The 26,911-nt window shown below is 70.1% G+C and carries 27 protein-coding genes; 17 read left to right on the top strand and 10 right to left on the bottom strand.

From position 1 onward, the window contains the following. The first annotated feature begins 47 nt into the window (after positions 1 to 47). Genes EOD42_RS01380 through EOD42_RS01370 form a run of 3 tightly spaced genes read left to right on the top strand, consistent with a single transcriptional unit; the run spans position 48 to position 3,912 of the window. Positions 48 to 1,022 carry an OmpA family protein gene (locus EOD42_RS01380; RefSeq protein ID WP_127785262.1) on the top strand — a complete coding sequence of 325 codons (975 nt, stop codon included), beginning with the start codon at positions 48 to 50 and terminating at the stop codon, positions 1,020 to 1,022. Further along, a complete protein-coding gene (locus tag EOD42_RS01375) occupies positions 1,019 to 1,954 on the top strand; it encodes a hypothetical protein (protein WP_127785261.1) in 936 nt (311 codons plus the stop codon). Before EOD42_RS01380 ends, EOD42_RS01375 begins: the two co-directional genes overlap by 4 nt. Continuing rightward, positions 1,951 to 3,912, top strand: a complete 1,962-nt coding sequence (locus EOD42_RS01370) for a serine/threonine-protein kinase (protein ID WP_127785260.1) — start codon at positions 1,951 to 1,953, stop codon at positions 3,910 to 3,912. The genes EOD42_RS01375 and EOD42_RS01370 overlap by 4 nt, the downstream gene beginning before the upstream one ends. Here EOD42_RS01370 and EOD42_RS25755 read toward each other — a convergent pair whose 3' ends face one another. Next, positions 3,913 to 4,596 carry a hypothetical protein gene (locus tag EOD42_RS25755; protein ID WP_164867731.1) on the bottom strand — a complete coding sequence of 228 codons (684 nt, stop codon included), beginning with the start codon at positions 4,594 to 4,596 and terminating at the stop codon, positions 3,913 to 3,915. A gap of 91 nt (positions 4,597 to 4,687) precedes the next feature. On the opposite strand from EOD42_RS25755, the gene EOD42_RS25750 reads away from it, so the two are divergent. Next, a complete protein-coding gene (locus tag EOD42_RS25750; protein ID WP_164867730.1) occupies positions 4,688 to 5,197 on the top strand; it encodes a MarR family winged helix-turn-helix transcriptional regulator in 510 nt (169 codons plus the stop codon). Between the two features lie 13 nt (positions 5,198 to 5,210). On the opposite strand, the gene EOD42_RS01355 is transcribed toward EOD42_RS25750, so the two are convergent. The 7 genes from EOD42_RS01355 to EOD42_RS01325 form a co-directional block, all read right to left on the bottom strand. Next, positions 5,211 to 6,182: an MBL fold metallo-hydrolase gene (locus tag EOD42_RS01355; protein ID WP_127785257.1), complete on the bottom strand. Its 972-nt coding sequence runs from the start codon at positions 6,180 to 6,182 to the stop codon at positions 5,211 to 5,213. A 338-nt stretch (positions 6,183 to 6,520) separates the two neighbouring features. Continuing rightward, positions 6,521 to 8,314 carry a DNA helicase RecQ gene (gene recQ / locus EOD42_RS01350; RefSeq protein ID WP_127785256.1) on the bottom strand — a complete coding sequence of 598 codons (1,794 nt, stop codon included), beginning with the start codon at positions 8,312 to 8,314 and terminating at the stop codon, positions 6,521 to 6,523. A gap of 3 nt (positions 8,315 to 8,317) precedes the next feature. Continuing rightward, positions 8,318 to 8,722, bottom strand: a complete 405-nt coding sequence (locus EOD42_RS01345) for an OmpA family protein (RefSeq protein ID WP_127785255.1) — start codon at positions 8,720 to 8,722, stop codon at positions 8,318 to 8,320. Positions 8,723 to 8,820: 98 nt separating this feature from the next. Next, positions 8,821 to 9,234, bottom strand: a complete 414-nt coding sequence (locus EOD42_RS01340; RefSeq protein WP_127785254.1) for a DUF4149 domain-containing protein — start codon at positions 9,232 to 9,234, stop codon at positions 8,821 to 8,823. Between the two features lie 36 nt (positions 9,235 to 9,270). Beyond that, positions 9,271 to 10,674 carry an adenosylhomocysteinase gene (ahcY, locus tag EOD42_RS01335; protein WP_127785253.1) on the bottom strand — a complete coding sequence of 468 codons (1,404 nt, stop codon included), beginning with the start codon at positions 10,672 to 10,674 and terminating at the stop codon, positions 9,271 to 9,273. A 99-nt stretch (positions 10,675 to 10,773) separates the two neighbouring features. Next, positions 10,774 to 11,142 (bottom strand): gamma-butyrobetaine hydroxylase-like domain-containing protein, encoded by a 369-nt coding sequence (locus EOD42_RS01330; RefSeq protein WP_127785252.1) that lies wholly within the window; start codon positions 11,140 to 11,142, stop codon positions 10,774 to 10,776. Continuing rightward, complete coding sequence (locus EOD42_RS01325) at positions 11,142 to 11,339, bottom strand: Trm112 family protein (RefSeq protein ID WP_127785251.1); 198 nt, start codon at positions 11,337 to 11,339, stop codon at positions 11,142 to 11,144. Before EOD42_RS01325 ends, EOD42_RS01330 begins: the two co-directional genes overlap by 1 nt. Positions 11,340 to 11,551: 212 nt before the next feature. Here EOD42_RS01325 and EOD42_RS01320 point away from each other — a divergent pair, with 212 nt between their 5' ends. The 4 genes from EOD42_RS01320 to EOD42_RS01305 all read left to right on the top strand — a co-directional run bounded on the left by EOD42_RS01320 (position 11,552) and on the right by EOD42_RS01305 (position 17,603). Then, a complete protein-coding gene (locus tag EOD42_RS01320) occupies positions 11,552 to 13,363 on the top strand; it encodes a cellulose biosynthesis cyclic di-GMP-binding regulatory protein BcsB (RefSeq protein ID WP_164867729.1) in 1,812 nt (603 codons plus the stop codon). Positions 13,364 to 13,370: 7 nt separating this feature from the next. Further along, a complete protein-coding gene (locus tag EOD42_RS01315) occupies positions 13,371 to 15,275 on the top strand; it encodes a glycosyltransferase (RefSeq protein WP_127785249.1) in 1,905 nt (634 codons plus the stop codon). Beyond that, positions 15,272 to 16,435: a hypothetical protein gene (locus EOD42_RS01310; protein WP_127785248.1), complete on the top strand. Its 1,164-nt coding sequence runs from the start codon at positions 15,272 to 15,274 to the stop codon at positions 16,433 to 16,435. Before EOD42_RS01315 ends, EOD42_RS01310 begins: the two co-directional genes overlap by 4 nt. 79 nt (positions 16,436 to 16,514) lie before the next feature. Then, the gene (locus tag EOD42_RS01305) at positions 16,515 to 17,603 is read left to right on the top strand and encodes a TRAP transporter substrate-binding protein (protein ID WP_127785247.1); all 1,089 of its coding nucleotides are present in this window, start codon (positions 16,515 to 16,517) and stop codon (positions 17,601 to 17,603) included. Between the two features lie 110 nt (positions 17,604 to 17,713). Here EOD42_RS01305 and EOD42_RS01300 read toward each other — a convergent pair whose 3' ends face one another. Beyond that, positions 17,714 to 18,568 carry a hypothetical protein gene (locus EOD42_RS01300; protein ID WP_127785246.1) on the bottom strand — a complete coding sequence of 285 codons (855 nt, stop codon included), beginning with the start codon at positions 18,566 to 18,568 and terminating at the stop codon, positions 17,714 to 17,716. A 34-nt stretch (positions 18,569 to 18,602) separates the two neighbouring features. Here EOD42_RS01300 and EOD42_RS01295 point away from each other — a divergent pair, with 34 nt between their 5' ends. The 9 genes from EOD42_RS01295 to EOD42_RS01255 all read left to right on the top strand — a co-directional run bounded on the left by EOD42_RS01295 (position 18,603) and on the right by EOD42_RS01255 (position 25,882). After that, complete coding sequence (locus EOD42_RS01295) at positions 18,603 to 18,806, top strand: hypothetical protein (protein ID WP_127785245.1); 204 nt, start codon at positions 18,603 to 18,605, stop codon at positions 18,804 to 18,806. Continuing rightward, positions 18,793 to 19,353 carry a CvpA family protein gene (locus EOD42_RS01290; RefSeq protein ID WP_127785244.1) on the top strand — a complete coding sequence of 187 codons (561 nt, stop codon included), beginning with the start codon at positions 18,793 to 18,795 and terminating at the stop codon, positions 19,351 to 19,353. The genes EOD42_RS01295 and EOD42_RS01290 overlap by 14 nt, the downstream gene beginning before the upstream one ends. 84 nt (positions 19,354 to 19,437) lie before the next feature. After that, a complete protein-coding gene (gene purF, locus EOD42_RS01285) occupies positions 19,438 to 20,910 on the top strand; it encodes an amidophosphoribosyltransferase (RefSeq protein ID WP_127785243.1) in 1,473 nt (490 codons plus the stop codon). Positions 20,911 to 21,146: 236 nt separating this feature from the next. Next, entirely contained in the window at positions 21,147 to 21,860 is a 714-nt protein-coding gene (locus tag EOD42_RS01280) for an SDR family NAD(P)-dependent oxidoreductase (RefSeq protein WP_127785242.1), read from the top strand. Further along, the gene (locus EOD42_RS01275) at positions 21,857 to 22,660 is read left to right on the top strand and encodes a 23S rRNA (adenine(2030)-N(6))-methyltransferase RlmJ (RefSeq protein ID WP_127785241.1); all 804 of its coding nucleotides are present in this window, start codon (positions 21,857 to 21,859) and stop codon (positions 22,658 to 22,660) included. Before EOD42_RS01280 ends, EOD42_RS01275 begins: the two co-directional genes overlap by 4 nt. After that, the gene (locus EOD42_RS01270) at positions 22,653 to 23,606 is read left to right on the top strand and encodes an NAD(P)H-dependent glycerol-3-phosphate dehydrogenase (RefSeq protein ID WP_127785240.1); all 954 of its coding nucleotides are present in this window, start codon (positions 22,653 to 22,655) and stop codon (positions 23,604 to 23,606) included. The genes EOD42_RS01275 and EOD42_RS01270 overlap by 8 nt, the downstream gene beginning before the upstream one ends. Positions 23,607 to 23,628: 22 nt before the next feature. Next, positions 23,629 to 24,477 carry a metal ABC transporter solute-binding protein, Zn/Mn family gene (locus EOD42_RS01265; RefSeq protein ID WP_164867728.1) on the top strand — a complete coding sequence of 283 codons (849 nt, stop codon included), beginning with the start codon at positions 23,629 to 23,631 and terminating at the stop codon, positions 24,475 to 24,477. Between the two features lie 80 nt (positions 24,478 to 24,557). Beyond that, positions 24,558 to 24,956: an acyl-CoA thioesterase gene (locus tag EOD42_RS01260; RefSeq protein ID WP_127785239.1), complete on the top strand. Its 399-nt coding sequence runs from the start codon at positions 24,558 to 24,560 to the stop codon at positions 24,954 to 24,956. 137 nt (positions 24,957 to 25,093) lie between these two features. Continuing rightward, on the top strand, positions 25,094 to 25,882 hold the full coding sequence (locus EOD42_RS01255; protein ID WP_127785238.1) for a DUF2076 domain-containing protein: 789 nt from the start codon (positions 25,094 to 25,096) through the stop codon (positions 25,880 to 25,882). Between the two features lie 177 nt (positions 25,883 to 26,059). On the opposite strand, the gene EOD42_RS01250 is transcribed toward EOD42_RS01255, so the two are convergent. Next, positions 26,060 to 26,911, bottom strand: coding sequence for an MBL fold metallo-hydrolase (locus tag EOD42_RS01250; protein WP_127785237.1), 852 nt, complete (start codon positions 26,909 to 26,911; stop codon positions 26,060 to 26,062).

Here is a 26,911-nt window from a genome sequence, read left to right as displayed (position 1 = left end):
GGCGCTCGGCAGGCCTGTTATGGTGGCCCGAGCGTGAGGAGACAGCCATGCGAAACCAATTGGCCCGTTGCACCGCCCTGACCGGAACATTGCTGACGGGCACGGTGCTGGCCTTCGCGCTGGCCATGCCGGCCCAGGCACAGGTCGACCGCCGCACGCAGGAAATGATCGAGAGCCTGCAGCGCCGCCCCATCGGCCCAGGCACGATCGACGATGATTCCGCGCGCGGCATGGTGCGGCCGGGCGGCGAGAGCACGACCCCGGCGCCGAGCGTCCCGACCCTGACGCCCGCGCCCTCCGTGCCGACGCTGACGCCGGCCCCGCAGGCCCAGGCGCCGCAGCCTCCGGTGCCTCCGCCGCCGCCCTCCGGCCAGGCGCGCCCGGACCCCCCCCCGCCCACGCTTGCCCCGCCGCCGCCCCCGCCGATGGCGGCACCCGGGCCCGAATCCTCGCCGCCCGCCTTCGGGCAGCCGAGGCCGGAGCCGGTGCCCCCCATGGCACGGCCGCGCCCCGAGCCGGCCCCGATGGCGCCCCCGCCGCCCCAGGCGTTCAGCCCGCAGCCGGCACCGCCCCCACCGCCGCCCGTCAGCGTGAAGCCCGGCGCGCCCGTGCGCCCCGTGCCGCCCCCGCCGCCGCCCGGCGGCATGGCGGTGACCACGGCGCCCGCCGATGTGCCCGCCATCAGCCTGCAGGTGAACTTCGCCACCGGCTCCGCCAGGCTGGAGCCGAACGCGGTGGAGGATCTGGCGCGGCTGGGCATGGCGCTGAACTCGCCGCAGCTGCGCGCCTTCCGCTTCCGCATCGAAGGCCACACCGACACGGCGGGCGATGCCTTCGCCAACCAGGTGCTGTCGGAGCGCCGGGCCGGTGCCGTGCGTGACTTCCTGGTGGCACGGGCTGGCGTCGCGGCCTTCAGGCTGCAGGTGGTGGGGCTGGGTGAAAGCCAGCTGCTGATCCCGACCCCGGACGAGATGCCCGAGCGTCGGAACCGCCGCGTGCAGATCCTCAACCTCGGCCCTTGATCCCGCGCGCGGCCTGGCTGGCGGGCGGGGCGGCAGGCCTCGCCCTGGTGGCGGGCCTCGCCTGGCTCGCCTGGCCACGGGCGCGCGTGCTGCCGCCGGTGCCCCACGCGGCCTCGCCGCACGGCTCCCCACCGGCCCCCGCCGGCCAGCCTTCAGCCCCCGCTGCCCTGTTCGTGCCGGTGCTGACGCCCATCGTGCGGGCCGATGCCGCGGCCATCGCGGCGGCGGCGGCGGGCGCCGAGCCCGGCATCTTCCAGCTCGCCGGCCATCCCCGCGTGTTCATCCTGGATTTTCCGGGACTGGCCGAGCAGGCGGCGGCCATGAACCGCGTGGCTGCCCTGCTGGAGAAGGCCGGCGCCCCGCGCGACCGCGTGCTGAGCATGCCCGAGCTGGAGCAGCTGATCGCCGCCAGCAACACCACGGCCGAGGAATTCTATGTCGGCCACAACTATCTGCTGGCGGACATCCGGCGCTTCATCGACCTGGCCCGGCAGGGCGGGCAGGTGCTGACCCAGGCCGAGCAGCGCCTGGCCGGCATGGTGGAGGCCATCGCCGCCGCCGCCCCTGGGCCAGAGCCGGTGGCGGTGCTGACCATCCCCAACCTCGGCCCCCGCATGGATGCCGCCACCCGCGCCGCCGTGCTGGGGCATGAGCTGGGGCACGGGGTCTATTTCACCAATTCCGGCTATGCCCGCCATGTTCATCGCCTCTGGCATGGAAGTTTCACCGAGGCCGAGCGCGCCGCCTTCCGGCGCTTTCTTGGCAGCGTGGGCTATGATGCGCAGAATGAGGAATTGATGATCAATGAGATGCAGGCCTATCTGCTGTTCACGCGGGACGCGCGTTTCTTCGCGCCGGCCATGGTGGACATGGCGGAGGCCCGCGCCGAGGAGTTGCGCGCCATGATGCGACAGGGGCTGCAGGAGCCATGACCGCACCGACCGGCATTCCGGCCGGGCTGCCCGCCCGCTATCGCGTCGAGAGCGAGCTGGGCGTGGGCGCCATGGGCCGGGTGGTCGCGGCCTTCGACGCCACGATCCGCCGCCGCGTCGCCATCAAGATCATGAACGCGCCGCCGGCGAATGACCGGATCGGCCAGGAATCCTTCCAGCGCTTCCGGCGCGAGGCCCAGGCCGCGGGCGGGCTCAAGCACCCCGGCGTCGTCGCCATCTATGACTTCGGTGAGGACGCCGAGGCCGCCTGGATGGTGATGGAGCTGGTCGAGGGCGGCACCCTGCGCGACCTGCTGGACCGGCAGTATCAGTTCGGCCTGCCCGAGACGCAGCGCATCATCACCGAGGTGCTGGACGCGTTGGCCTTCTGCCATGAGCAGGGGGTGGTCCACCGCGACATCAAGCCCGCGAACATCATGCTGACGCGGGCGGACCCGCCCGGCCGGGTCAAGATCGCGGATTTCGGCATCGCGCACCTGAAGCCCGACCAGCAGGACGGCGACGCCGACCTGACCACGGTGGGCGAAAGCCAGCTCGGCACGCCCAGCTACATGTCGCCGGAACAGTTCCGCGGCGATGCCGCGGACCGGCGATCGGACATCTGGGCCACCGGCGTGGTGCTGTACCAGATGCTGACGGGCAAGAAGCCCTTCCCGGGCGGCTATGCCGCCGTGCAGTACAAGGTGCTGCACGAGGATCCGGTGCCGCCCAGCCGCGAGGCCCCCTCGACCCCGCCCGGCCTCGATGCCGTCATCGCCCGCGCCCTGGCCAAGGATGCGGCCGCCCGGTTTCCCGACGCGCGAGAGTTCGCCGCCGCCCTGGCTGCCGCCGTGGCGGCCCCGGTCGCCGCCGCCCCCGCCACGGAGGTGTTCCGCTCCTCCGAGCCGCAGGTGGTGGGGTCCGTCGGGGATGGTGCCAGGCGCATCATCACGGCGCCCAAGCCCGGCACGCCCGCACCCGCCGCGCCGAAGGGCGGTGGCGGAAAGGGCGCCTTGCTGGCCGGTGTGGCGGCGGTGCTGCTGCTGGCCGGTGGCGGCGGTGCCTGGTGGTTCCTGGGCCGCACCCCGGCCTCGGCCCCCGAGCAGCCGCCCGCGCCGCCCATCCGCATCGAGCCGACCCGGCCGGAGCCCGCCAGGCCCGAGCCCCCGAGGCCGGATCCCCCGAGGCCTGAACCGCCCCGCCCCGAGCCCGTGCGCCCCGAGCCGCCCCGCCCTGAGCCCGTGCGCCCCGAGCCTGGCCGGCCGGACACGCCGGGCACCGATGCGCAGCAGTCGCCCGCCGGCCGCCCGGACCCGCGTGAGGCCGCGATCGACGCCGCGATGCGCGGGATGGAGATCCATCTCTCCTGCGGGTGGATGCAGGGCAGCCGCACCGGCACGCGGGTGCGGCTGACGGGCGTGAGCCTGCCGCAGGAACTGTCCACCGTGCACAACAGCCTGGCCGTCGCGGGCGCCACGCTGGACAGCGCGGTGGAGGTGATCGAGCCGCAATACTGCCCGCTGGTGCGCAGCCTGCGCCCCGTGCTGGTCGCCCCGGGCGGCCGGCCGGATGTCGAGCCCCGTGCCCGCCGCGTGCAGGACGGTGACCGGCTGACGCTGAGCATCACGGGCCCCGAGGCCGGCGGCGTGGTGAACCTGTGGTTCGTCATGCATGACGGCAAGGCGCTGCGGCTGCTGACGGATATGCGCATGGCCCCGGGCCAGCGTGCGGCCATGAGCGAGACCGCGCCCAACTTCCCCTGGGTGATCGGCCCGCCCTATGGGCTGGAAATGGTCATGATGGTGGTGACCGAGCAGCCGCTGTTCACCGAGCAGCGGCCTTTCGAGGAAAGCATCGACCAGCTTTCGGCGGCACTGGGCCCGGCGCTGCAGGCGGCGCGGGCGCGCAACGGCCGGGTCTCCGCGCGTGTGACCACGGTGGAGACGCTGGCGCGCTGATCAGCCGATGGTGGCGCCGGCCTGGCCCAGGCCGGGCCAGTCCGCCGTGATGTCGCCGGTGCCGACGGGCGCCGATCTGCCGGCCAGCACCAGCACCACCACGGCCCCCGCCGGCAGGCCGCCTGCGCGGCGCGTGGCGTGGGCCGCCCGCAGCAGCAGCGGCTCCAGCTCCAACTCCAGTGCGGCCGCCTCTCCGCCCAGCGCGCATGCCGTGGGCAGCACGACCGGCCCCGCCGCGCCCGCCACCACATGGCCCAGCCCCAGCAGGTCCGCCACCAGGGCTGCCTCGTCGGGCGGCCCGTCCTGGAAGCGGCTGGCCGACAGATCGAGCCCCGGGTGCAGGGCGGAAAACACGGGTGCGCCCTCTCCGTCAGGGTCCAGCGCCTCGGCCAGCACGCCGATCAGGGCCGGGGCCGCCATGCCATGGGGCAGGGCGCCCAGCGGCAGCGTGACGCCCGAGGTGACGAGCCGCGCCGGCGGCAGCGGGCCCAGCAGCCCGGCCTCCGTGACCCGCACGCCGCAGATCGGCAGGGACAGCAGGCCCGTCAGCTCCGCCGCCATGTCCTCTGCCGCAGGCAGGTCGGCAGGCAGCAGCCCGGCTGGGGGCATCGCCACCGGAATGCCGCTTTCCCAGGCTTCCGCCAGGGCGTTGGGCAGGCTTGTAATCGTCAACAGTGCCGTCATGTCATGCAGAGTACAGGCATTGTCACCTGCACGCATACCTGCCCTGCCTGTACTTGACGACCTGCCCAGTTCACGGGCATTTGAGAAGACGATGAGCGCATCTTCGCAAGCGCCTCTGTGGGCTCAGGCGGAGGCCGAGTCCGGCCAGGCCGCCAACCAACCGCCCGTTCGGGTGCAGTATCCGCTCGAATCCTCGGCGGGGCATCTGCTGCGCCGGGCGCTGCAGCGACATCAGTCTCTGTTCCAGGAATGTGCCGTCGGCCTGGCGCTGACGGCGCCGCAATTCGCGGCACTCAGCAAGCTGGCGGAGCTGGGCGCCACCACGCAGAACCGGCTGGGCAGGCTGGTGGCGATGGACCCCGCGACGGTGCAGGGCGTGGCGCGCCGGCTGGTGCTGCGTGGCCTGGTCCGCACCGACAAGGACCCGATGGACAAGCGCACCCTGGTGCTGGCCATCACCGCCGAAGGTGAGCGCGTGGTGAACGAGGCACGCCGCGCCGGCGCCGGCGCCAACGCCACCCTGCTGTCCGGGCTGACGCCCGAGGAACAGCAGGCCCTTGTAGGCCTGCTGCGCAAGGTCACGGCGACGCCGGAGGAATAGCCCACGCCCTGGGTCACCCCACGGTGGTGACGTTCATCGGTGCCTGGTGCCAGGCGAAGCCCTGGCCTTCCTTCGTGACATGCCCCAGCCCCGGCCAAGGGAAGTGGTAGGAAATCATGGCGTGCCCGTCGGTCGCCACGCGGTCCAGCATGCGGGTGCGCGTGCGGGCCGACAGCGCCGGGTCGGTGTCATAGGCGAATTCCCACATCGGCCGGCGCAGCAGCAGCACATGGTGATGCGCAAGGTCGCCCGAGTTGATCATCGTGCGGCCCTGGCTGGTGATGGCATAGACATGGTGGCCCAGCGTGTGGCCGGGGGCGAACAGCGCGGTCACGCCCGGCACCACCTCCTGCTCATCGCGCACCATCACCAGCCGGTCACGATAGGCGTTCAGGTTCTTGGTCGCGCCGTCGATGAAGGCGCCCATGAATTCCGGGCCGCGCTTGTTGTTGGCATCGGTCCAGTAGCGCAGATCCACCTCACTGAGGGCCACCTGCGCGTTGGGGAAGTTGCGGCGGCCCTGGGCGTCGACCAGCGCCCAGCAATGGTCGCAATGCGGGTGGGTCAGCACCACCATGTCGATCGCGGCCGGGTCGATGCCCGCGGCCCGCAGATTGGCCAGCAGCTTGCCGGTGGTGGGGCCGAACATCTGGCTGGCGGGGCCCATGCTGTCGCCCATGCCGGTGTCGAACAGGATCAGCTGCCGGCCGGTGTTCAGCACCAGGCAGTTCTGCTCCAGCAGCACGTTGTCGGGGCGCAGGAAGGCGCTTTCGAGAAGCTGGCGCGCCTCGCCGGGCGGGGAGGTGGGGAAGCCGCCGGCGGGCTCGCCCAGCGGCAGCGTGCCGTCGGAGACGACGGTGGCCTCGAAATCGCCCCAGCGGAACCGATACCAGCCGGGGGCAGGGGTGTTGGCGAAGGGGGCGGCGGCCTGGGCCGCGAGCGGCAGCATGGCGCCCGCGCCCAGAAGGGCACGACGGTTGATCATGTCACGTCTCCTCTCGCGCCGTCTTTGCGGCGCTGAGGGGAGTGAAGCGTGTGGCGTCAGGGGAGTGCAAGTGACGGTTGCGTGGGGCGCCGCCAGGGGCTTTGCCCTCGAACCCCCAGCCAGGGGCGCTGCCCCCGGCACCCCCGCCAGGAGATAATATCTCCTGGACCTGATAATGGTTTGGTGCCCTATCTTCGTAGGTGAGGCGTCAATTTTTATTATAAATATCAACGTTTTAAGTGTTCGGCGCCAACTCCCCGGGGTCCAGGGCCGCTACGGTCCTGGCGGGGTTCCAAGGGGCGGCGCCCCTTGGTGGGGGCCGGGGTTAAACCCCCGCCTTAAGCCCCCGCCTCCAGCAGCACCTCCAGCACCGCATCGCCATACTTATCCAGCTTGCTCGTCCCCACCCCGGGCACGCCCGCCAGCCCATCCAGGCTGCGCGGCTTGCGATACGCGATCTCGGCCAGGGTCTTGTCCTGGAAGATGACATAGGCCGGCACGCCCTGGTTGCGCGCCTCGTCCCGCCGCCACTGGCGCAGCGCGTCGAACACCGGGTCCTCGCCGCGCTCGGGTGCCGAGCTTTCGCGCGGCGTGCTCGCCTTGCTCACCGTATCGGCGCGCAGCATCAGCTGGGTTTCGCCCTTCAGGATGGGCCGCGCCTGGTCGGTCGGCAGCAGTTCCCCGTGGTTTTCCACCGCCACGTCCAGCGCCCCGCGTGAGACGAGCTGCCGCGCCACCCCGCGCCAGGTATGGTCCGGCAGATCCTTGCCGACGCCGAAGGTGGGCAGCTGGTCATGGCCGTGCTGGGCGATCTTGTCCGTCATGCGGCCGCGCAGCACGTCGATGATGTGCCCCAGCCCGAAACGCTGCCCGGTGCGCAGCACGGCCGAGAGCATCTTCTGCGCCGCCACGGTGCCGTTCCACATCTTGGGGGGCGTGGCGCAGGCGTCGCAGGCGCCGCAATCCTCCTCCAGATCCTCGCCGAAGCAGCGCAGCAGGGCGCGGCGGCGGCAGGTGGCGGATTCCGCGATGCTGACGATGGCTTCCAGCCGCCCGCGCTCGATGCGCTTCTGCTCGTCGCTGGCGGGGGATTCCTGGATGCGATGGCGGCCGAGGGCGATGTCGCCCGGGCCGTACAGCAGCAGCGCCTGGGCCGGCAGGCCGTCGCGGCCGGCGCGGCCGATCTCCTGGTACCAGCTCTCGGGGCTTTTCGGCAGGTCGGTATGGGCCACCCAGCGCACGTCCGGCCGGTCGATGCCCATGCCGAAGGCGATGGTGGCGCACATGATCACGGCATCCCCGCGCGCGAAGCGATGATGCGCCTCGCGCTTGGCGCTGGCCTCCATGCCGGCATGGAAGGCCATGGCGTCATGCCCGTCCTGCTTCAGCCAGGCGGCGGTGTCCTCGGTCTTGCGGCGGGACCCGCAATAGATGATGCCGGCGCCGCGCCCGTCCGAGGCGCGCTTGATGAAGGCGCGCAGCTGGGCGCGCTCGGTCTCGCGCGGCTCCGCGGTGATGAAGATGTTGGGGCGGTCGAAGCCGCCGCGAAACACCGGCGCATCGGCCAGCACCAGCTGGCGGCGGATGTCGTCCACCGTGCGCTCATCGGCCGTGGCCGTCAGGGCCAGGCGCGGCACCAGCGGGAAGCGTTCGGCCAGCACCGTCAGGCCGCGATATTCGGGGCGGAAATGGTGGCCCCACTGGCTGACGCAATGCGCCTCATCGATCGCGAACAGGCTGACCTCGCGCCGGGCCAGATTGTCCAGCGTGCCGTCCATCACCAGGCGTTCCGGCGAGACATAGAGGATGCGCAGCTCCCCGCGCGCCATGGCGCGGCGGATCTCGAAGCGTTCTTCCTCGTCCAGGTCGGAATGCAGGGCGGCGGCGGCAACACCCTGCTGGCGCAGGGCGGCCACCTGGTCTTCCATCAGCGCGATCAGCGGCGAGACGACGACCGCCAGCCCAGGCAGGCACAGGGCCGGCACCTGGTAGCACAGCGACTTGCCGCCGCCGGTCGGCATCAGCACCAGGCCGCTGCCGCCCTCCATCACATGCGCGACGATCCCGGCCTGAAGGCCGCGAAAGCCCTCATGGCCGAAGACCCGGCGCAAGACCTCCGCCGGGTTCTCCATCAGTTATTCGCCGAAGCGGATTTCCACGCGGCGGGATTCCAGCTCGACCAGGTCGAAGGAGACGGGGCCGCGCGCCTGGATGGCGATGCGCTCCGGCGCCACGCCCAGCTCACGCAGCTTGGCGGCGACGGCGTTGGCGCGCTGCTGAGAGAGCTGCTGGTTGTAGGCCTGGCCGCCGGTGGGGCCGGCGAAGCCCATCACCAGGACGCGGCTGGTCGGATAGCGCGCGGCGGTGGCGGCGGCGCCGCGCAGGTTCTCCATGGCGCTGTCCGGGATGTCGGCGCTGAAGCCCTCGAAGAAGACGATGGCCGGGGGCTGGCTGCTGGGGCCGCCGATGAAGCCGGTAATGGCCTCACAGCCCGGGAGAGCGAGAGCCAGGGGAGCCAGCAGAAGGTGGCGGCGGTTCATTTGCGCGATTCTCCCAGGGGGGAAAGGTGAGAATTTCCGGATGAACTATAGGCGGTGGGGCGTCAACGGGATGGGGGTGAAGCGTGTGTCATCTGTTCTCAGAACCCGCCAAGCACGGCAATGGTTGTCCCGATCTGGATGAGGTTCGCGATGACCGAGGCCTTGTGCAGCCGGCGGAAGCGGCGCTCGGCATTCGCGTCCCCCGCCTCTGACTGGTCACGCAGCGCATTGATGCGCGGCGTCAGCGCCTGGCGCAGCCAGAAGGCGACGAAGGCCACCCCCGCCATCAGGGCCGAGGCCATGCCCGACATGGGCATCAGCGCAATGGCCGCCGCGATCGCGGTGCCGATGATGTAGAGGTAGTAGAGCGGGAAAATGGCCCGGATGAAGGTCTTGGCGTGCTCTGGCGGCAGGCGCGAGAAGGTGAGCGGCGCCACGCAGAACGAAAAAAAGGCCATGCCGCCCAGGCAGAGCGACACGGCCAGCAACGCGATGAAGAACAGGATTCCCATGCGCCTCAGTGTGGCGCATGGGGGCCCGCCCGTCGATCAGTAACGGTAGGCTTCGGCCTTGAAGGGGCCGGCGGTGGTCACGCCGATGTAGTCGGCCTGGGCGGTGCTCAGCTTGGTCAGCTTCGCGCCCACCTTCTCCAGGTGCAGGAAGGCCACCTTCTCGTCCAGGTGCTTGGGCAGCACATAGACCTTGTTCTCGTACTTGCCCGGGTTCATCCACAGTTCCAGCTGCGCGAGCGTCTGGTTGGTGAAGGAGGCGGACATCACGAAGCTGGGGTGGCCCATGGCATTGCCCAGGTTCACCAGCCGGCCCTCGGAGAGCAGGATGATGCGGTTGCCGGCGGGGAACTCGATCTCGTCCACCTGCGGCTTGATGTTGGTCCACTTGAAGTTGCGCAGACCGGCGACCTGGATCTCACTGTCGAAGTGGCCGATGTTGCACACGATCGCGCGGTTCTTCATCGCGCGCATGTGCTCGACGGTGATGACGTCGATGTTGCCGGTGGCGGTGACGAAGATGTCGGCCTTCGGCGCGGCATCGTCCATGGTCACCACGTCATAGCCTTCCATCGAGGCCTGCAGCGCGCAGATCGGGTCGACTTCGGTCACCATCACGCGGCAGCCGGCGTTGCGCAGCGAGGCGGCGGAACCCTTGCCCACATCGCCATAGCCGCACACCACGGCGACCTTGCCGGCCATCATGACGTCGGTGCCGCGGCGGATGGCGTCCACCAGGCTCTCACGGCAGCCATACAGGTTGTCGAACTTGGACTTGGTGACGCTGTCGTTCACGTTGATGGCCGGGAACAGCAGCTTGCCTTCCTTGGCCATGGAGTACAGGCGGTGCACGCCCGTGGTCGTCTCCTCGGACACGCCCTTGATGGAGGCGGCGAGCTTCGCGAACCAGCCCGGCTTCTGGACCAGCAGCTTCTTGATCAGCGCGAAGAAGACGGTCTCTTCCTCATTGGTGGCGCCGTCCAGGAAGGCGGTGTCGCCCTTCTCGGCGCGCAGGCCGTAATGGACCAGCAGCGTCATGTCGCCGCCGTCGTCCAGCAGCATGTTCGGCTCGCCGCCATCGGCCCATTCCAGGGTCTTCTGCACATAGTCCCAGTATTCCGGCAGCGTCTCGCCCTTGATGGCGAAGACGGGCACGCCGGCCTCGGCGATGGCGGCGGCCGCGTGGTCCTGGGTGGAGAAGATGTTGCAGGAGGACCAGCGCACATCGGCGCCGAGCGCCACCAGCGTCTCGATCAGCACGGCGGTCTGGATGGTCATGTGCAGGCAGCCGGCGATGCGCGCGCCCTTCAGGGGCTGGCTGGCACCGAATTCGGCGCGGGTCGCCATCAGGCCGGGCATTTCGTCCTCGGCCATCTCGATTTCCTTGCGGCCCCAGCCGGCAAGGGAGAGGTCCTTCACGATGTATTCGCTGGCGAGGGGCATGATGGCGGCTCCGTTTGCTGGATGTGCGGGGGCGGTAGCATGCGGCGCAGCGGCATGCAATCACCCATAAGGATATCTTTATGTGTTATGAACGCAGGGCTAACGGCGGCCGGGCGGGTCGCGGCTGAGCCGCCGCGCGGCCAGCGCGTCCTCATAGGCAGCCCAGCGGGCGGCCTGCTGCTCGCCAAGCTCTCTCAGGTACACCCATGTGTAGATGCCGCTGTCGTGCAGGTCGTCGAAGACGATGCGCACGGCGTAATGGCCCACCGGCTCCATGCGGATGATGCCGACATGGCGGCGGCCGCCCACGATGGTCTTCTGGCCGGGCCCATGGCCCTGCACCTCGGCCGAGGGGCTTTCGACGCGCAGGTATTCGGCGGGCAGGGCGAAATGCGCCCCGCCGGGGAACTCCACCTCCAGGACCCGCGCCTCGCGGCGATAGCGCAGGGCGGTGGGGGCGTCGGTCATCAGCCTTCGAGCTTGCGCGCCTCGCCGGGCAGCATGATGGGAATGCCGTCGCGGACCGGATAGGCGAGGCCCGCCTGCTCGCTGACCAGCTCATTCGTCGCGCGGTCGTAGCGCAGCGGGCCCTTGGTCACGGGGCAGACCAGGATCTCCAGCAGCTTGGGGTCCAATGGTGCGGAGTTGGCATCGGAATGGCTCATGCGCGCGGTGTAGCAGGAAAGGGGCGGGGCCGCACAGGGGCGGGGGAAAGCCCGTACATAACGCTCAGGTAATAATGCTGCCACGTGACTTCTAAAAAATAGGATTAATGGTTAGTTTTGGTATAACGAAAAGTTGAAACCAGATGTATGGTCTCGCAGGAATCGCGTCGCATGCCGGCGCGTGCCTTGCCGTGCAGGATGAGGAAGTCAGCATGAGGAATCGTCATTCCGGCCTGGGGATGATCGCGGGGGCCATCCTGGCCTGCGCTTCGGTGGTGCCCGCCGCTGCTGACACGCTTGAGGATCTGGGCTTCACCAACGGCCTGGTGCTGCAGGGTTCCCGCTCCACGCAGGAAGTCTATTTCCCCATGCCGGCCAACCCGGTGCGGCCGGAGCTGCGGGTGGACGTGAACCCCAGCCCGTTGCTGGACCAGCTTTCCTCGATCCAGGTCCTGGCCAACGACTTCCCGGTGGCCTCCATCCCGCTGCGGGATGGGCCGGGCACCCACAACATTCCCATCCCGCCGGCGCTCGCGCGGTATGACTACCTGCGCATCCGCTTCGCCGCCGACCAGGCGCTGCAGCGTGAGGTGCTGTGCTTCGACAACGACACCCCCGCGGTCTGGAGCCATATCCTGCCCGCCACCCGGCTGACGGTGGATGCCGACGGCGAGGAAGGCGTGGGCGTGGTGTGGCGCCGCCTGACGGGCACCGTGCCCATCGCCCTGCCTTCCAACCCCAGCATGCAGGATGTCGAGGCCGCGCTCGGCCTCGCCGTCTCCCTCATCAGCCGTGGCGCCAAGCCCGTGATGGTGGGCCCCGGTGACGCGAGCGCCCGCATCGTGATCGGGCGCGGCAGCGCGCCGCTCTCGGTCGAGGCCATGCCCGACGGCAATGCTCGCCTGCGCGTGGCCGACACCGCCGCCGCCCGTGCGCTGACCGAGGCCGCCGGCGCCATGCGCGTCATTCCCGCCGTGGCGGGCGTGGGCGCGCCCACCTCCCTGGCCGCCACCTCTGATCGCGTGACCTTCGCCGATCTCGGCGTCGGGCTCTCCGAAGTGCAGATCTTCAGCGAGGGCACCTTCGAGGTCGAGATCCCGTTCAACAACCTGCCGCCCGGCCGCCGCCCCACCGCCATCCGCCTGTTCGGCCGCGGCCCGGTGATGCCGCCCAACAACGCCATGAGCGTGACCATGCGGGTGGGCCAGCGCGTGGTCTGGAGCGAGACCTACCGCGAACTGGTGATGATGAACGGGGTGCTGATCCCGCTGCCCGAGGAATTCATCCAGCACCGCATGTCGATCCGCCTGCGCTTCGCGCGCATCGGCTTCCGCCCGGCCTGCGACAGCAGCTTCCTGTTCGCCATGAGCCCGTCGAGCGAGGTGATCCTGGGCGACGGCTATCCGCGCCCCACCGACTTCAACGGCTTCTACGTCTCCTCCGACCGGCCGGCGCTGGTGCGGGTGGATGTGCCGGCGCATGAGGCGGTGGCGAGCATCCCCGCCATGGCCACCATCCTGAGCCGTGCGGGCGCCCGTGCCCACGCCATCGAGGTTTCGGCCGGCGCGCGGCTCGACCGGCCCTTCCTGTTGCTGTCCCGCACCGCGCCGTCGGAGCTGAACGCCCGCGCGCTGCTGCGCCCGGATCTGGGCCGCGTGGTGCTGCAGGATGAGCGCAACGGCGCGCGTGCCGAGATCTCGCCCGCCGCCGGGCTGTCGGTGGTGCAGGTGGCCGAGGCCGGGGGCATCCCGGGCCTGTGGTTCTCCCCGGGGTCCGAGCGCAGCCTGACCACCCCTGCCGTGCTGTCCACCGGCAATGTGGCGGTGCTGGACGGCTCGCGCATTCCTGCCTCCTTCGACACGCGCCGCCAGCAGGTGAGCGTTGAGGAGGCCCGCATGATCGAGACGCGCGGCGCGCTGTCCTTCCTTTCCCAGTGGCGGACTGAGCTGTTCATCGCCGGCTGGGTGCTGCTGACCGTCCTGGTGTTGCTGGCCGTGCTGCGCATGCGCCGGAAGAAAGGGTGAAGCCTAGATGTCCCAGGCTCTTCCGCTGGAGGAAGCCACCCTCGCGCAGCTGATGCTGCGCGGGCGGCTGGACCAGGATGCGCTGGCCCGCGCGCGCGACAATGCGTCGAACTGGCGCACCTCGATCGGTGAGGCGCTGGTCGCCGATGGTGCCGTCAGCCCGCGCGACTGGGCGCTGGCGACCGCCGCCGGCACCGGCCTGCCGCTGGCGGACCTGACGGTGGAACCGCCCGATGCCTCCCTGCTGGATGCGAGCGACCGCGAGCAGTACCTGGCGCTGGGCCTGGTGCCGTGGAAGCGCGCCGGCAACGGTGCGCTGATCCTGGCCGCCCAACGCCCCGGCGCGCCGGATGTGATCGAATGGGCGTCCCGCCGTTATCCGCATGACCGTCTGGGCTGGGCCGTCACGGCCAAGTTCGACATCCTGTGGGCGCTGCAGAAGCGCTTCGACCAGCTGGCCGACCAGGAGGCGCGCGAGGCGCTGCATATCGCGACCCCCGAGCTGTCCGCCAAGAAGGTGCTGACGGTGCCGCAGGCCATCTGGGCCTGGGCCGCGGTCTCGCTGTTCATCCTGGGGCTGATCCTGGCGCCGACCGGCACCATGATCGGCCTGTCGGCGGCGGTGACCGTCTTCTACCTGCTGTGCTTCGGCTTCCGCTTCCTGCTGACCTGGAAGGGCAGCCACCACAGCGTGGATGAAAGCGTGACGCCCGAGGAAATCGCCGCCCTGCGCGCCGAGGACCTGCCGACCTATACGGTGCTGGTGCCCATGTACAAGGAGGCGGAGGTCCTGCCGATCCTGGTGCATTCCATGCGCCGGATGGACTATCCGCTGGCCAAGCTGGACGTGAAGCTGGTGCTGGAGGCCGATGACGTCGAGACCATCGAGGCCGCCAAGGCGCTGAAGGCCGAGGGCATCTTCGAGATCGTCCGCGTGCCCACCAGCTATCCCAAGACCAAGCCCAAGGCCTGCAACTACGCCCTGCGCTTCGCGCGCGGCGAATACATCGTGGTGTTCGACGCCGAGGACATCCCCGAGCCCGACCAGCTGAAGAAGGCGGTCGCGATGTTCAAGCGCAGCGCGGACAACGTGGCCTGCATCCAGGCGCGGCTGAACTACTTCAACCGCCGCGAGAACTTCCTGACGCGGATGTTCACGCTCGAATATTCCAACTGGTTCGACTACCTGCTGCCGGGGCTGCACGCGCTCAAGATCCCCATTCCGCTGGGGGGCACCTCCAACCACTTCCGCACCTCCGTGCTGCGCGCGGCCGGCGCCTGGGACCCCTACAACGTCACGGAGGACGCCGACCTCGGCGTGCGCCTGACGCAGCAGGGCTATCAGGTGGCGGTGATGAACAGCACCACCTTCGAGGAAGCGAACGGCGTGCCGCGCAGCTGGATCAACCAGCGCAGCCGCTGGATCAAGGGCTACATGCAGACCTGGCTGGTGCACATGCGCCGGCCGATCCAGCTGTACCGGCGCCTGGGCGGCGTGGGCTTCTGGGGCTTCCACTTCTTCATCGGCTTCCCGGTGCTGACGGCCGTGCTGAACCCGCTGCTGTGGCTGACCACGCTGGTGGGGCTGGTGTTCGGCTCCGACATCGTGTCGCCGCTGTTCCCGGCGCCGATCATCTACTTCGCCATCCTGAACCTGGTCGTGGGCAACGCGATGTATGTCTACATGACCATGGTGGCGGCGGCGAAGCGCGGCTGGTTCAGCCTGATGCCCTGGGCGCTGATCGCGCCGGTCTATTGGGTCATGCACTCCATCGCCGCCTACAAGGCGCTGTGGCAGCTGATCGTGAAGCCGCATTTCTGGGAGAAGACCCAGCACGGCACCAGCAAGATCACGCAGACCCAGCTGGCGGGCATCGCCCAATCCGGCATCGCCCAGCAGGGCTCGCCGTGAACGGGCGCGTCGCGGCGGAGGAGCGGCGCGCGGCCTTCGTGGCGCGCCGGCCGATGCTGGCGACGCTGCTGGTCATCGCGTGCTGCTTCATTCTCTATGCGCTGGCCGCCGACCGGGTGCTGCAGAGCACCGATCTGTCGGGCCGGCTGGCCGAGAACTGGGCCTTCGCCGATGACCCGGCCGCCCTGGCCGGGCAATGGTTCAGCGCGCTGCTGCTGCTGCTGCTGCACGCCATCCCGGACAGCGGGCCGCAGACGCTGCTGCTTGTGACCGTCGCCACCGGCGCCTGCCTGATGGGGGCGCTGCACTGGCGCCTGATGGGGCGCGGCTGGCCGGTGATGGGCGGCACGTTGGTGGTGATGGCCGTCGCGCTGAACCCGGTGATGCTCATTCTCGTCACCTCCGGTTCCACCCTGCTGCTGGCGGCCATCATGATGGCGCTGGTAGGCATGGCCTTCGACCGCGCTTCCTCGGTGGGTGACAGCCAGTCGCTGATCGCGCTGGGCCTGGCGCTGGCCGGCATGATCATGACCACGCCGACCGCCATCTATATCCTGGCGCCCATGCTGGTGCTGCTGCCGCTGGCCCTGCGGGACGTGCGGGACGGCGCCTCCGCCGTCGCACTCTATCTGTTGACGCTGTTTCCCACTGTCGTGGCGCTTGGCGGCATCCTGGTGGCGGCGGCGACGCTGGGTGAGCCGCCGAAATTCGCCTTCCTGCGCTGGTCGGCCGCCATGCACGGCGCGGATGCCGCCGCGCAGTCGCTCTGGCTGGCGGAACATGGCGGGCAGTTCCTGCTGCCGCTGGGCCTGCTGATGGCCTGGATGCTGGCTGCCGTGCCCCTGTCCGCGCTGCCGCTGATGCTGGTGATCGGCACGGCGGCGGAACGGGCGCGCCCGGCCTTCGCGCTGATGGCGCTGCTGGTGGCGCCCATCGCCGGTGCCATGGCCACATGGCGGTGGCACATAGCTGATCCGCTATGGGCCGCCGCGGCGGGCTTCGCCTTCTCACTGGGGTGGCTGGCATCGCGCGTGCTGCGGCCGTGGGAACGCTTCCTCACGCTTATGCTGTTGATTTTGGGGCTTGTTCTGGCCTGGAGCCCCTTGTGGATGTGGGATGACGAGCTGCGGCTGGCCTGGAGGGGCGCGCTGTTCTGGTAAGTAATGCTCACCTTTTATTGTTAGAAATATCGCGCTACACGCCCGAGCCTTTTCGATAATTGCAAGGATCGGATAGAATATGGAACGCCGCCACATCCTGGGCGCCGCTGCAGCCGCGGCTCCTGCCGCGCTTGCCACCCCCGCCCTGGCCCAGAGCCTGCCTGAGGTGCGGTGGCGCCTCCAGTCCTCCTTCCCGCGCGTGTTCGACATTCTGTTCCACACCGCAGAGCGTATCGGCAACCGCGTCGCCCAGCTGACCGACGGCAAGTTCCGCATCCAGCCCTTCCAGGCCGGTGAGATCGTGGGCGGCCTGCAGGTGCTGGACGCCGTGCAGGCCGGCACCATCGAGTGCGGCCACACCGCCACCTATTATTTCGTGGGCAAGGACGTGTCCTTCGCGCCCTTCACGGCGCTCGCCTTCGGCCTGACGGCCCGCCAGCAGGTGGCCTGGTTCCGCCATGGCGGCGGCAATGAGCTGCTGGCCGACCTGCTGAAGGAATACAACGCCGTCGGCTTCTCCGCCGGCAACACGGGCGCCCAGATGGGCGGCTGGTTCCGCAACGAGGTGCGCAGCCTGCAGGACCTGCAGGGCCTGAAGTTCCGCATCACGGGGTTGGCCGGGCAGCTGTTCACGCGCCTGGGCGCCGCCCCGGTGCTGACCGCGCCGTCCGACATCTACCCGAGCCTGGAGCGCGGCGTGATCGACGCGGCCGAGTTCACCGGCCCGCATGACGATGAGCGCGGCAACTATGTGCGCGTCGCCCGCAACTACTACGCGCCGGGCTTCTGGGAGCCGGGTGCGAACCTGCACCTGATCATCAACCAGCGCGCCTTCGCGGCCCTGCCGGACCTGTACAAGCACGCGCTGGAGATGGCCTGCCTTGAGGCCGACAGCGAGATGATCAGCCGCTACGACCACTTCAACCCGCTGGCGCTGCGCCGCCTGGTGGGTGCCGGCGCGCAGCTGCGCTTCTGGCCGCGTGAAGTGCTGCAGGCCGCCTGGCGCGCCAATGAGGAGATGATCGCGGAGCTGTCGGGCCGCAACCCGCGCTTCAAGGCCATCATGGACAAGTACCTGCCGTACCGCAGCGACCTGTTCCAGTGGTTCCGCGTGGCCGAGAACAGCTACGACAACTTCGCCTTCGCGGCGGCCCAGCAGCGCCAGTAACGCGGTGCGGGCGTGCAGGGGCTCAGCCCCTGCCGGGCCCTGGGCAAAGAAAAAGCCGGAGAGGGACGGGTGTCCCTCTCCGGCTTTTTTGTTTGCGGTAGGCCGGGGCCTTACAGCTGCTGTTCGGCGGCCGCGAAATGCGCCTCGCCATTGGCGCGGGTCCGTGCCTCGCGGCCCGGGTTGCAGTCGTATTCCTGGAACAGGGTGCTGTCCGGGTTCACCACGTCCAGCTTGGCGCGCACGCGGCACACCAGGCGGGCATGGTTGCGGGTGCTGGCGCCATGCCAGCGGCGCAGCGCCTCGTCCCAGCCCAGCTCATGGCCCCAGCGGGCCAGCACGCCGCCGGCCCAGTCGGTGGAGATGCGGGCGTCCAGCGGCCAGGTCTCGCCGCGGGCATGCACGCGGGCGTTGATCTGCAGGCAGCCGGCCATGACGGTGCGGCGGCTGGAAGCGGCGCGCAGCAGCCGGGCGGCGGCCTCGCCGTCCTCGGGGATCACGGTGCGGCCGCCGATGTTCATGGCATAGGCGTGCAGCCCGCTCTCGGACAGGGCGATGGCGGTCAGCAGGCCGCGCGGCAGGCCGTGGATCTGCTCGGCGCGGCGGGTGCCGTCCAGGCAGGCGGCGCGGGGGCCGCCCTGCATGAAGGTGCTGGAATTGAGGGTGCTGCCCATGGCCACCGGCAGAAGCTCACGCGGGCGGTCCGGCATGCGCGGCGCATCGGCGGAGGCATGGCGGCTGGAACGGACGCGGCGGCGGTTGGCGGTGTGGCGGTTGGTGGTGGCGCGCTGGGCGGTGGGGCGATGGGTGGTAGTGCGGCTGGCCTGCGGGGTGCGGGCCGGCCGGGCCTCGTTGCGATGGGAACGGGCGGCGGTGCGCTCGCTCCGGGCATCAGCGGTGCTGGGAACCAGCACCACGGGGGCCGCGAGCAGGGTGGCAACCGCGAAGGCGGCGGCGGCGTTACGCACCTGACGAGCAGCGGATGGAAGTGGCTTTCCCTTGTTGGAAATCGCCATCCTGGACGCGCTCACGTCGGTCGTTTTGGGGCCGAGCTTCTTCATCATGCAACACGCCGTAGCATGGCGTGAAGATGGCGTGCAACCCAAGGTGAATATTCCCACAGATTACGCGCCCTGGCCGCATCCCCTCCGCGCCGCTATACCGCATCTGCGTGATAGCCGAGAGGATGTGGATGAACTGGGTTGATGGCGTTGCTCTCGGCGTATTGGTGCTGTCAGGCGTCATGTCGTTCTGGCGCGGCTTCGTGCGGGAAACGCTGGGCATCGCCGCCTGGGTGGGCGCCATCGTCGCGGGTTTCGCGCTGCGCCCCCAGATCAAGCCGCTGTTCGAACACTACATCGATCCGCCCTGGCTGGCCGACGGCCTGGCGGTGGGCGCGGGCTTCCTCGTGGTGCTCATCCTGCTGACCTTCGTGGTGAACACCCTGGCCAACCGGGTGGAGGACAGCGCGCTCGGCGGTGTCGACCGCTCCCTCGGCTTCGTGTTCGGGCTGGTGCGCGGCGCCTTCCTGATCGTACTCGCCTATATCATCGCGGGGCTGTTCCTGCCCTCCACCGACCGCTGGCCCGATGCGGTGCGTGAGGCCCGCGGCCTGCCCTGGGTGGTGCAGGGCGCCGAGGCGGTGGCCGAACTGCTGCCCCCGGAATACCGCCCGCGCATAGCAACCCCGCCAGAACGCCGTGAGCCAACGCAGGAAGACTTGTTGCGTCCGCGCGTCGGCAGCCGCACATAGGGGCCGCATTCACGGTGCTGTCACAGGCACCGCACCTGCCCCCATTTGAGGCGCCTGCCGGGACGCCACGAGGATGAGGTATCCATGCCGCTGACGACCAACCCCTTCGAAGACGACAAATTCCATGAGGAATGCGGCGTCATCGGCATCTGGAACCATCAGGACGCGGCGGCGCTGACCGCCCTCGGCCTGCACGCGCTCCAGCATCGAGGCCAGGAGGCGTCGGGCATCGTCTCGCTCTCCGCCGGGGCCAGCTTCCATATCCACCGCGGCCTTGGGCTGGTGGGCGACATCTTCGGTGATGCCAAGGTGATGGCGGGCCTGCCGGGCCGCGCCGCCGTGGGCCACAACCGCTACGCCACCACCGGCGAGACGGCGCTGCGCAACGTGCAGCCGCTGTATGCGGATTTCGAGTTCGGCGGCTTCGCCGTGGGCCACAACGGCAACCTGACCAACGCGATGATGCTGCGGCGCGCGCTGGTGAAGCGGGGCTGTCTGTTCCAGTCCTCCACCGACTCGGAGGTGTTCATCCACCTCATCGCCATCAGCCTGTATGCCAATGTGCAGGACCGGCTGATCGACGCGCTGAAGCAGGTGGAAGGTGCCTATTCGGTCGTCGCCCTGCACAACGGCGCGCTGATGGGCGCGCGTGACCCGCTGGGCGTGCGCCCGCTGGTGCTGGGCAAGCTGGAGAACGCCGCCGGCGGCGACGGCTGGATCCTGGCCAGCGAGACCTGCGCCCTGGACATCGTGGGCGCCGAGTTCGTGCGCGACATCGAGCCGGGCGAGCTGGTCGTGATCAACGACGACGGCGTGACCAGCGTCCGTCCCTTCGAGCGCCAGCGCGAGCGCTTCTGCATCTTCGAATACATCTACTTCGCCCGCCCCGACTCCATCATGGAGGGCATCGGCGTCTATGAGACGCGCAAGCGCATCGGCGCGGAGCTGGCGCGCGAGAGCAATGTGGATGCCGATGTGGTCGTGCCTGTGCCCGACAGCGGCGTGCCCGCCGCCATGGGCTATGCGGCCGAGGCCAAGATCCCGTTCGAGCTCGGCATCATCCGCAACCACTATGTGGGGCGCACCTTCATCGAGCCGACCGACCAGATCCGCCACCTGGGCGTGAAGCTGAAGCATTCGGCCAACCGCGCGATGATCGAGGGCAAGCGCGTCATCCTGGTCGATGACAGCATCGTGCGCGGCACCACCAGCAAGAAGATCGTGGAGATGGTGCGCCAGGCGGGTGCCGCCGAGGTGCACATGCGCATCTCCTCGCCGCCCACCACTCATTCCTGCTTCTACGGCATCGACACGCCCTCTCGCCGGCAACTGCTGGCCGCGCAGCACGACGTGCAGGAGATGGCGAAGCTGATCGGCGTGGACAGCCTGGCCTTCATCTCGCTGGACGGCCTGTACCGCGCGCTGGGCCATGCCCGCCGCGACAACGCCAACCCGCAATTCTGCGACGCCTGCTTCACGGGTGACTACTCCATCCCGCTGACGGACTGGCCGCAGGAGCAGGCGGCGCTGGCGGCGGAGATGGCGGTGGGGAAGTAGCGGTCAGGGGCTCCGCCCCCGACACCTCCGCCAGGACCGTAGTGGCCCTGGACCCCGGGGAGTCGGCACCTCGGCTTGGGAACGCCTCTCTTCTTGATTATAAAATGAATCTGGTGCCCCAACTGCCAGGGTAAGGCGCCAAGTATCGGTTTCCAAAGGCCTCTCGGCCTTTGGCGGGGTCCAGGGGCAGCGCCCCTGGTGGGGCATGGGGGAGAAGCCCCCATCGAGGGAACAGCATGACACTTCCACTTTCCGGCAGCGTGGCGCTTGTCACCGGTGCTTCACGTGGCCTGGGCGCCGCGGTTGCCATCGAGCTGGCGCGGCTGGGCGCCCATTGCGTGCTGACCGCCCGTACCCAGGGGGGGCTGGAGGAAACCGACGACGCCATCCGCGCCGCCGGCGGTTCCGCCACGCTGGTGCCGCTGGACCTGACCACGGCCAAGGATGAGTTCGACTATATCGGCCCCTCGATCGTCGAGCGGTTCGGGCGGCTGGACATCTTCGTGCATGCCGCGGCCGTGCTGTCGCGGCTGACGCCGGTGTCCCACATCGTGCCGCGCGACTGGGACCAGTCGGTGGCAGTGAACATGACCGCGCTGTACCGGCTGATCCGCAGCGTGGAGCCGCCGCTGCGCGCCGCCCCCGCCGGCCGCGCCGTGGTGGTGACCGATGCGGTGGCGGAGGAGCCCTCGGCCTATTGGGGCCTGTACAGCGCCGCCAAGGCCGGCGCCGCGCACATGACCCGCGTGTGGGCGAAGGACGCCGCGCAGTCCGACCTCCGCATCAACCTGGCCGAGCCCCCGCCGATGGCCACCGCCACCCGCAAGGTCGCCTTCCCCGGCCAGAACCCGGCGGAGTTGACCCAGCCCGCCCAGGTGGCGCCGCTGCTGGCCGCGCTCTGCCTGCCGGCGGAAACCCGCCACGGCGAGACCATCCGCCTGCAGCCGTGAACTACCGCCACGCCTTCCACGCCGGCAATTTCGCCGATTGCATGAAGCACGCGCTGCTGGTGTGGCTGCTGCAGATGCTGACGCGCAAGCCCACGCCCATCCGCGTGCTGGACGTGCATGCGGGCATCGGCAGCTACGACCTGTCGGGGCCGGAGGCGGTGCGGACCGGGGAGTGGCATGAGGGCATCGCCCGGCTGCTGAATATCGAGACCGGCCCGCTGGTCGATTACCTGGATGTGGTGCGCCCGCGCCTGTATCCCGGCAGCCCGGCCATCGCGCAGGCGATGCTGCGCCCGATCGACACGCTGGTGCTGAACGAACTGCACCCCGAGGACAACGCCACGCTGAAGCGCGGCTTCAAGGGTGTCGCCGTGCATCAGCGCGATGCCTACGAGGTCGCGCGCGCCCTGACGCCGTTTCCCGAACGCCGGGGCCTGGTGCTGTTCGACCCGCCCTTCGAGCAGGGTGGCGAGTTCGATCGCCTGGCAGAGGGCATGGCCGGCGTCTGGCAGCGCGCGCGCGGCCATGTGCAGGCCGCCTGGTACCCGATCAAGAACCGCGCGCCCGTCATCCTGTTCCATCAGGCGCTGCGCGATGCGGGCATCCGCGATATCGTCACGGCCGAGCTGTGGCTGCGTGACCCCACGGACGCCACCCGGCTGAATGGCTGTGGCCTGGCGGTGGTGAATCCGCCCTGGGGGTTCGAGGCAGAGGGCGGCGCCATCCTGGCCGCGCTGTCGGAGCGGCTGTCCGACGAGGCGGGGGCAGGCTGGCGCATGCTGCGGGTGTGCGATGAGTAAGGTTGCCGTTCTCGGCGCGGGCGCCTGGGGCACCGCGTTGGCATTGTCGGCGTTGCGGGCGGGTTCGCGCGTGACGCTCTGGGCCCGCAGCAATGCGGCGGAGACGGCGGCCAGCCGCGCCACGCCGCGCCTGCCGGGCGTGGCGCTGCCGCCGGAACTGGCCATCACGGGCGACATGGCCCAGGCGTTGGAGGGTGCCGACATCACCATCCTGGCCGTGCCGGTGCAGCATCTGCGCGGCGCGTTGGCCGATGTGGCGCCGCGCCCCGCGCTGATCGCCAGCAAGGGTGTCGAGGCCACCAGCCGCCTGTTTCCCACCGAGTTCCTGGGCTGGCCCGCGCTCGGCATCGTCTCGGGCCCCAATTTCGCGCATGAGATCGCGGCCGGGCTGCCGGCGGCGGCCGTCATCGCCAGCGAGGACGCGGCGCTGATCGAGGCCGCGATCGCGGCGCTGGCCGGCCCGCGGCTGCGGCTTTACGCCAGCGCCGATGTCATGGGCGTGCAGGCAGGGGGCGCGGCCAAGAACGTGCTTGGCATCGCCGCAGGCTGCGCGACCGGTGCGGGCTTCGGCGAAAACGCCCGCGCGGCCCTGATCACGCGCGGGCTGGCGGAGCTGTCGCGGCTGGTGCTGGCGCTGGGGGGCAGGGCGGAGACCGCCGCCGGCCTGTCCGGCCTTGGCGACCTGATGCTGACCGCCTCCTCGCCCAGCAGCCGCAACACCGCGCTCGGCATGCGGCTGGGTGAGGGGTTGAGCCTGGATGAAGCCCTTTCCCGCAGCCGTGGCGTGGCCGAGGGCGTGGCCACCGCCCCCGCCTTGCTGGCGCGGGCCGCTGCGCTGGGCGTGGAAATGCCGATCTGCGCGGCGGTGGCCGAAATCCTGTCGGGGCGGCTGACCGTGCCGGCGGCGATGGAGGCGCTGCTCGCGCGGCCCTTCCGCACAGAGTAGCGATACATTATATCATTGCGGCATGATCCTTCGCCGCGCCCTCCTTCTCGCCCCGCTTGCCGCCCCGGCCCTGGCCCAATCCAGGCCGGTACTGGTGGCCTCCTTCTCCATCCTGGGTGACCTAGTGCGCCGCGTGGCGGGTGACGCCGCCGAGGTGCGGACCATCGCGGGCCCCGAGGTCGACGCGCATCACTTCCAGCCCCGCCCCTCCCATGCGGAGGCACTGCGCGGCGCCACCCACGCCTTCCAGAATGGCTGGGGCTTCGATGACTGGTTCGCGCGGCTGGCGCGCGGTGCCGGGGGCAACGCCCGCATGGTGACAGTGACAGAGGGGCTGCCGGCCCGCCCCGTTCGCGGCGGCGGCCATTCCCATGGCGGCAGCGACCCGCATGCCTGGCAGGATGTCTCGGCCGCGCGGCACTATATCCGCCGCATTGCCCAGGCCACGGGGCTGGACGCCGCCGCCCAGGAAGCGCGCCTGGCGGAGCTGGACGCCTGGGTGAAGGCCGAGATCGGGCGCGTGCCGGAGGCCCGCCGCGTCGTGGTGACCAGCCATGACGCCTTCGGCTGGTTCGCCGCGGCTTATGGCGTGCGCTTCCTGGCGCCGCAGGGCGTCTCGACCAGCGCCGAGCCCAGCGCCCAGCAGGTGGCCAACCTGATCCGCCAGCTGCGCGCCGGGGGCATCCGCGCGCTGTTCATGGAAAACCTGACCAACCCCGCCACCCTGAACCGCGTGGCCGCCGAGGCCGGCGTGCAGGTCACCGGCCGTCTCTATGCCGATGCGCTGTCGCCGCCCGATGGCCCGGCCGCGGATTACGAGGCGATGATGCGCCACAACGTCTCGCTGCTGGTGCGCGGCATGCTGGCCTGAAGGGCAATTCGCGCGGCCGCTTGCCGATTCGTCACCCCGGCGCGGATGACCGCGCGCCCGCGCCGCGCTAAAGCCCGATCATGTCCGAAAAGCCAGCCCCGCCCTGCCCCCCGCAGGAGCCGCCCGCGATCCGCACCGTGGCCATGCCGGCCGACACCAACCCCGCCGGGGACATCTTCGGCGGCTGGCTGATGTGGCAGATGGACCTCGCGGCCGGCAACGCCGCCGCCAGGCGCGCCCGGGGCCGCTGCGCCACCATCTCGGTGGAGGGCATCACCTTCCTGTCCCCGGTGCTGGTGGGTGATGAGGTGAGCCTCTATTCGCGCGTCCTCTCGGTGGGCCGCACCTCGATGAAGATCGCGGTCGAGGCCTGGCGGCGTGAGCGCGAGAGCGACGAGATGAACAAGGTGACCGAAGCCACCTTCACCTTCGTCGCCATCGACGCGGCCCGCCGCCCGCGCGCGGTGCCGAAGGAATAGTTCTTTCCCCGGAATGTGACCGATTGATTCCCCGCTTGAATCGCGGGCGCAGTCGGGCCACATCTCGTTCCTGAACGGCATGTAATATTCGCCGTCGCACGTGAGTGTCCATCATCTGGAAGGAACCCCGAGGGGCCATGACCGACGAAGAACGCCGTATCATCACGGAGTTCGTGCAGCGCATCGCTGGCGCCAATCAGCCTGCCGCAGCCGCCTCCTCCCCCTGGGGGGGGCGCATGCCGAGCGTGGGCGCCCAGCCCCAGCAGCCGCCCTTGCCCCCGGTCGACCGTGACGCCGATCAGATGATCGACGGCCTGTTCCGCCAGTATCCGGAAGCGCGCTACCGCATCACCCAGACCGCCTTCGTGCAGGAGCACGCGCTGGTCGAGGCGAACAACCGCATCCAGCAGCTCGAGTGGGAGCTGGAAAGCTCTCGGCGGCAGGAGGAGGCCGGGCGCAATCGCGGCTTCCTGGGCTTCGGCGGCGGCCGCGCCGCGCCCATGCCCCCGCCGCCGCAGCCCCAGTATCCGCCCGGCTATAACCCGCAGGCCCTGCAGGGCCGCCAGGGCCCGGGCTTCCTGGGCACGGCGCTGACCACCGCCGCCGGCGTGGCCGGCGGCATGGTGCTGGGCAACATGCTGATGAACGCCTTCAGCGGCCATTCCGGTGCGGCCGCTGCCGCGCAGAGCGTTGCGAACGACCCGGCCGGCGCCGCCGCCGGCGCCTTCGGCCAGGAAGCGGTGCCCGCATCCTCGCCCTGGACCAATCCGGGCGGCAGCACGGGCGGCCAGGACGCGGCCGGCGCCTATGAGCAGACCGGCTACGACCAGGGCGGCTATCAGCAGGACGCCACGGGCGGCTACGAGGACAGCAGCGCGGGCGGCTACGACGACGCCTCGGGCGGTTACGAGGACGAAGAGTACTGATCGTCCCTGTCTGCGCCAACACCATCGGCGAAGGCGGCAGGGCTACTATCAGAATGCCGCGGTCCGGTTGGTGCCGGATCGCGGGCGGGAGCGGCGGTTGCGGGGTTTCGCCGCCGAGGCCCGGCGCCTGATCGCCATCCGCCCGCTGGGCGACCGCGTGCCGATGCTGGAGGCGGCCTAGATTTCCACCACCAGGCCATCCTGGGCGATGGTCAGCGTGCCGGCGAAATCGGCTGCCACCTCGGCGCGCAGGGTCTCCAGCATCTCGGGCGTGGCGTTCGGGCGCAGATGCGTCAGCACCAGCTGCTTCACCCCGCATTCCTGCGCGATCTTGCCCACCGTATCGCCGCAGGCCAGCGTGTGTTGCGCCAGCTTCTTCAGGTGGTCGCTGACCAGCAGGCTGCCCGCGGTCCAGCAGCACAGCACCAGCACATCGGCGCCCTGGGCCAGGCTGCGCAGCCCGGGGCAGTCCACCGTGTCGCCGCTGAAGGCGAACACCTTGCCGCCCAGCGTGAAGCGATAGCCGTAGCAGATCCATTGCTTCAGGAAGGCCGCCGGCAGGGTCGGCAGGCCATGGCCGTGGCTCATCTCATGCGCCACCGCTTCCCAGCCCTTGCCGGTCACGGGCTCGCCCAGGCCGATATCCTCGGCGATGACGGGTGACCAGCCGCCATGGGCGGGCTCGCCCAGGCTGCGCCAGTTCAGGTCGCGGTCATAGATCTGGGTCAGCAGCGCATCGACGATGCGCTTCGTGCCCGGCGGCCCCTGGATCAGCAGCGGCTCGCGCCGGCCCTCGATCCAGGTGGTCAGGATCACGTCGTACAAGTCGCCGATATGGTCGAAATGGTGATGGGTGATCAGTACGCGGGTCAGGTTGCGGAAATCCGCCCCGGCCTGGGCGAGGCCATGGATGGCCCCGCGCCCGGTGTCGATCATCACCTCCTCCTCACCGCTGCGCAGCAGCAGGGAGGTGGCGCGCCGGGTATCGAGCCGCGGGCCGCCCGTGCCCATCAACGTCACGCTCGGCAT

It is taken from the genome of Rhodovarius crocodyli, from assembly GCF_004005855.1.
GTDB lineage: Bacteria > Pseudomonadota > Alphaproteobacteria > Acetobacterales > Acetobacteraceae > Rhodovarius > Rhodovarius crocodyli.
This window is presented reverse-complemented; position numbering and strand designations above follow the sequence as displayed.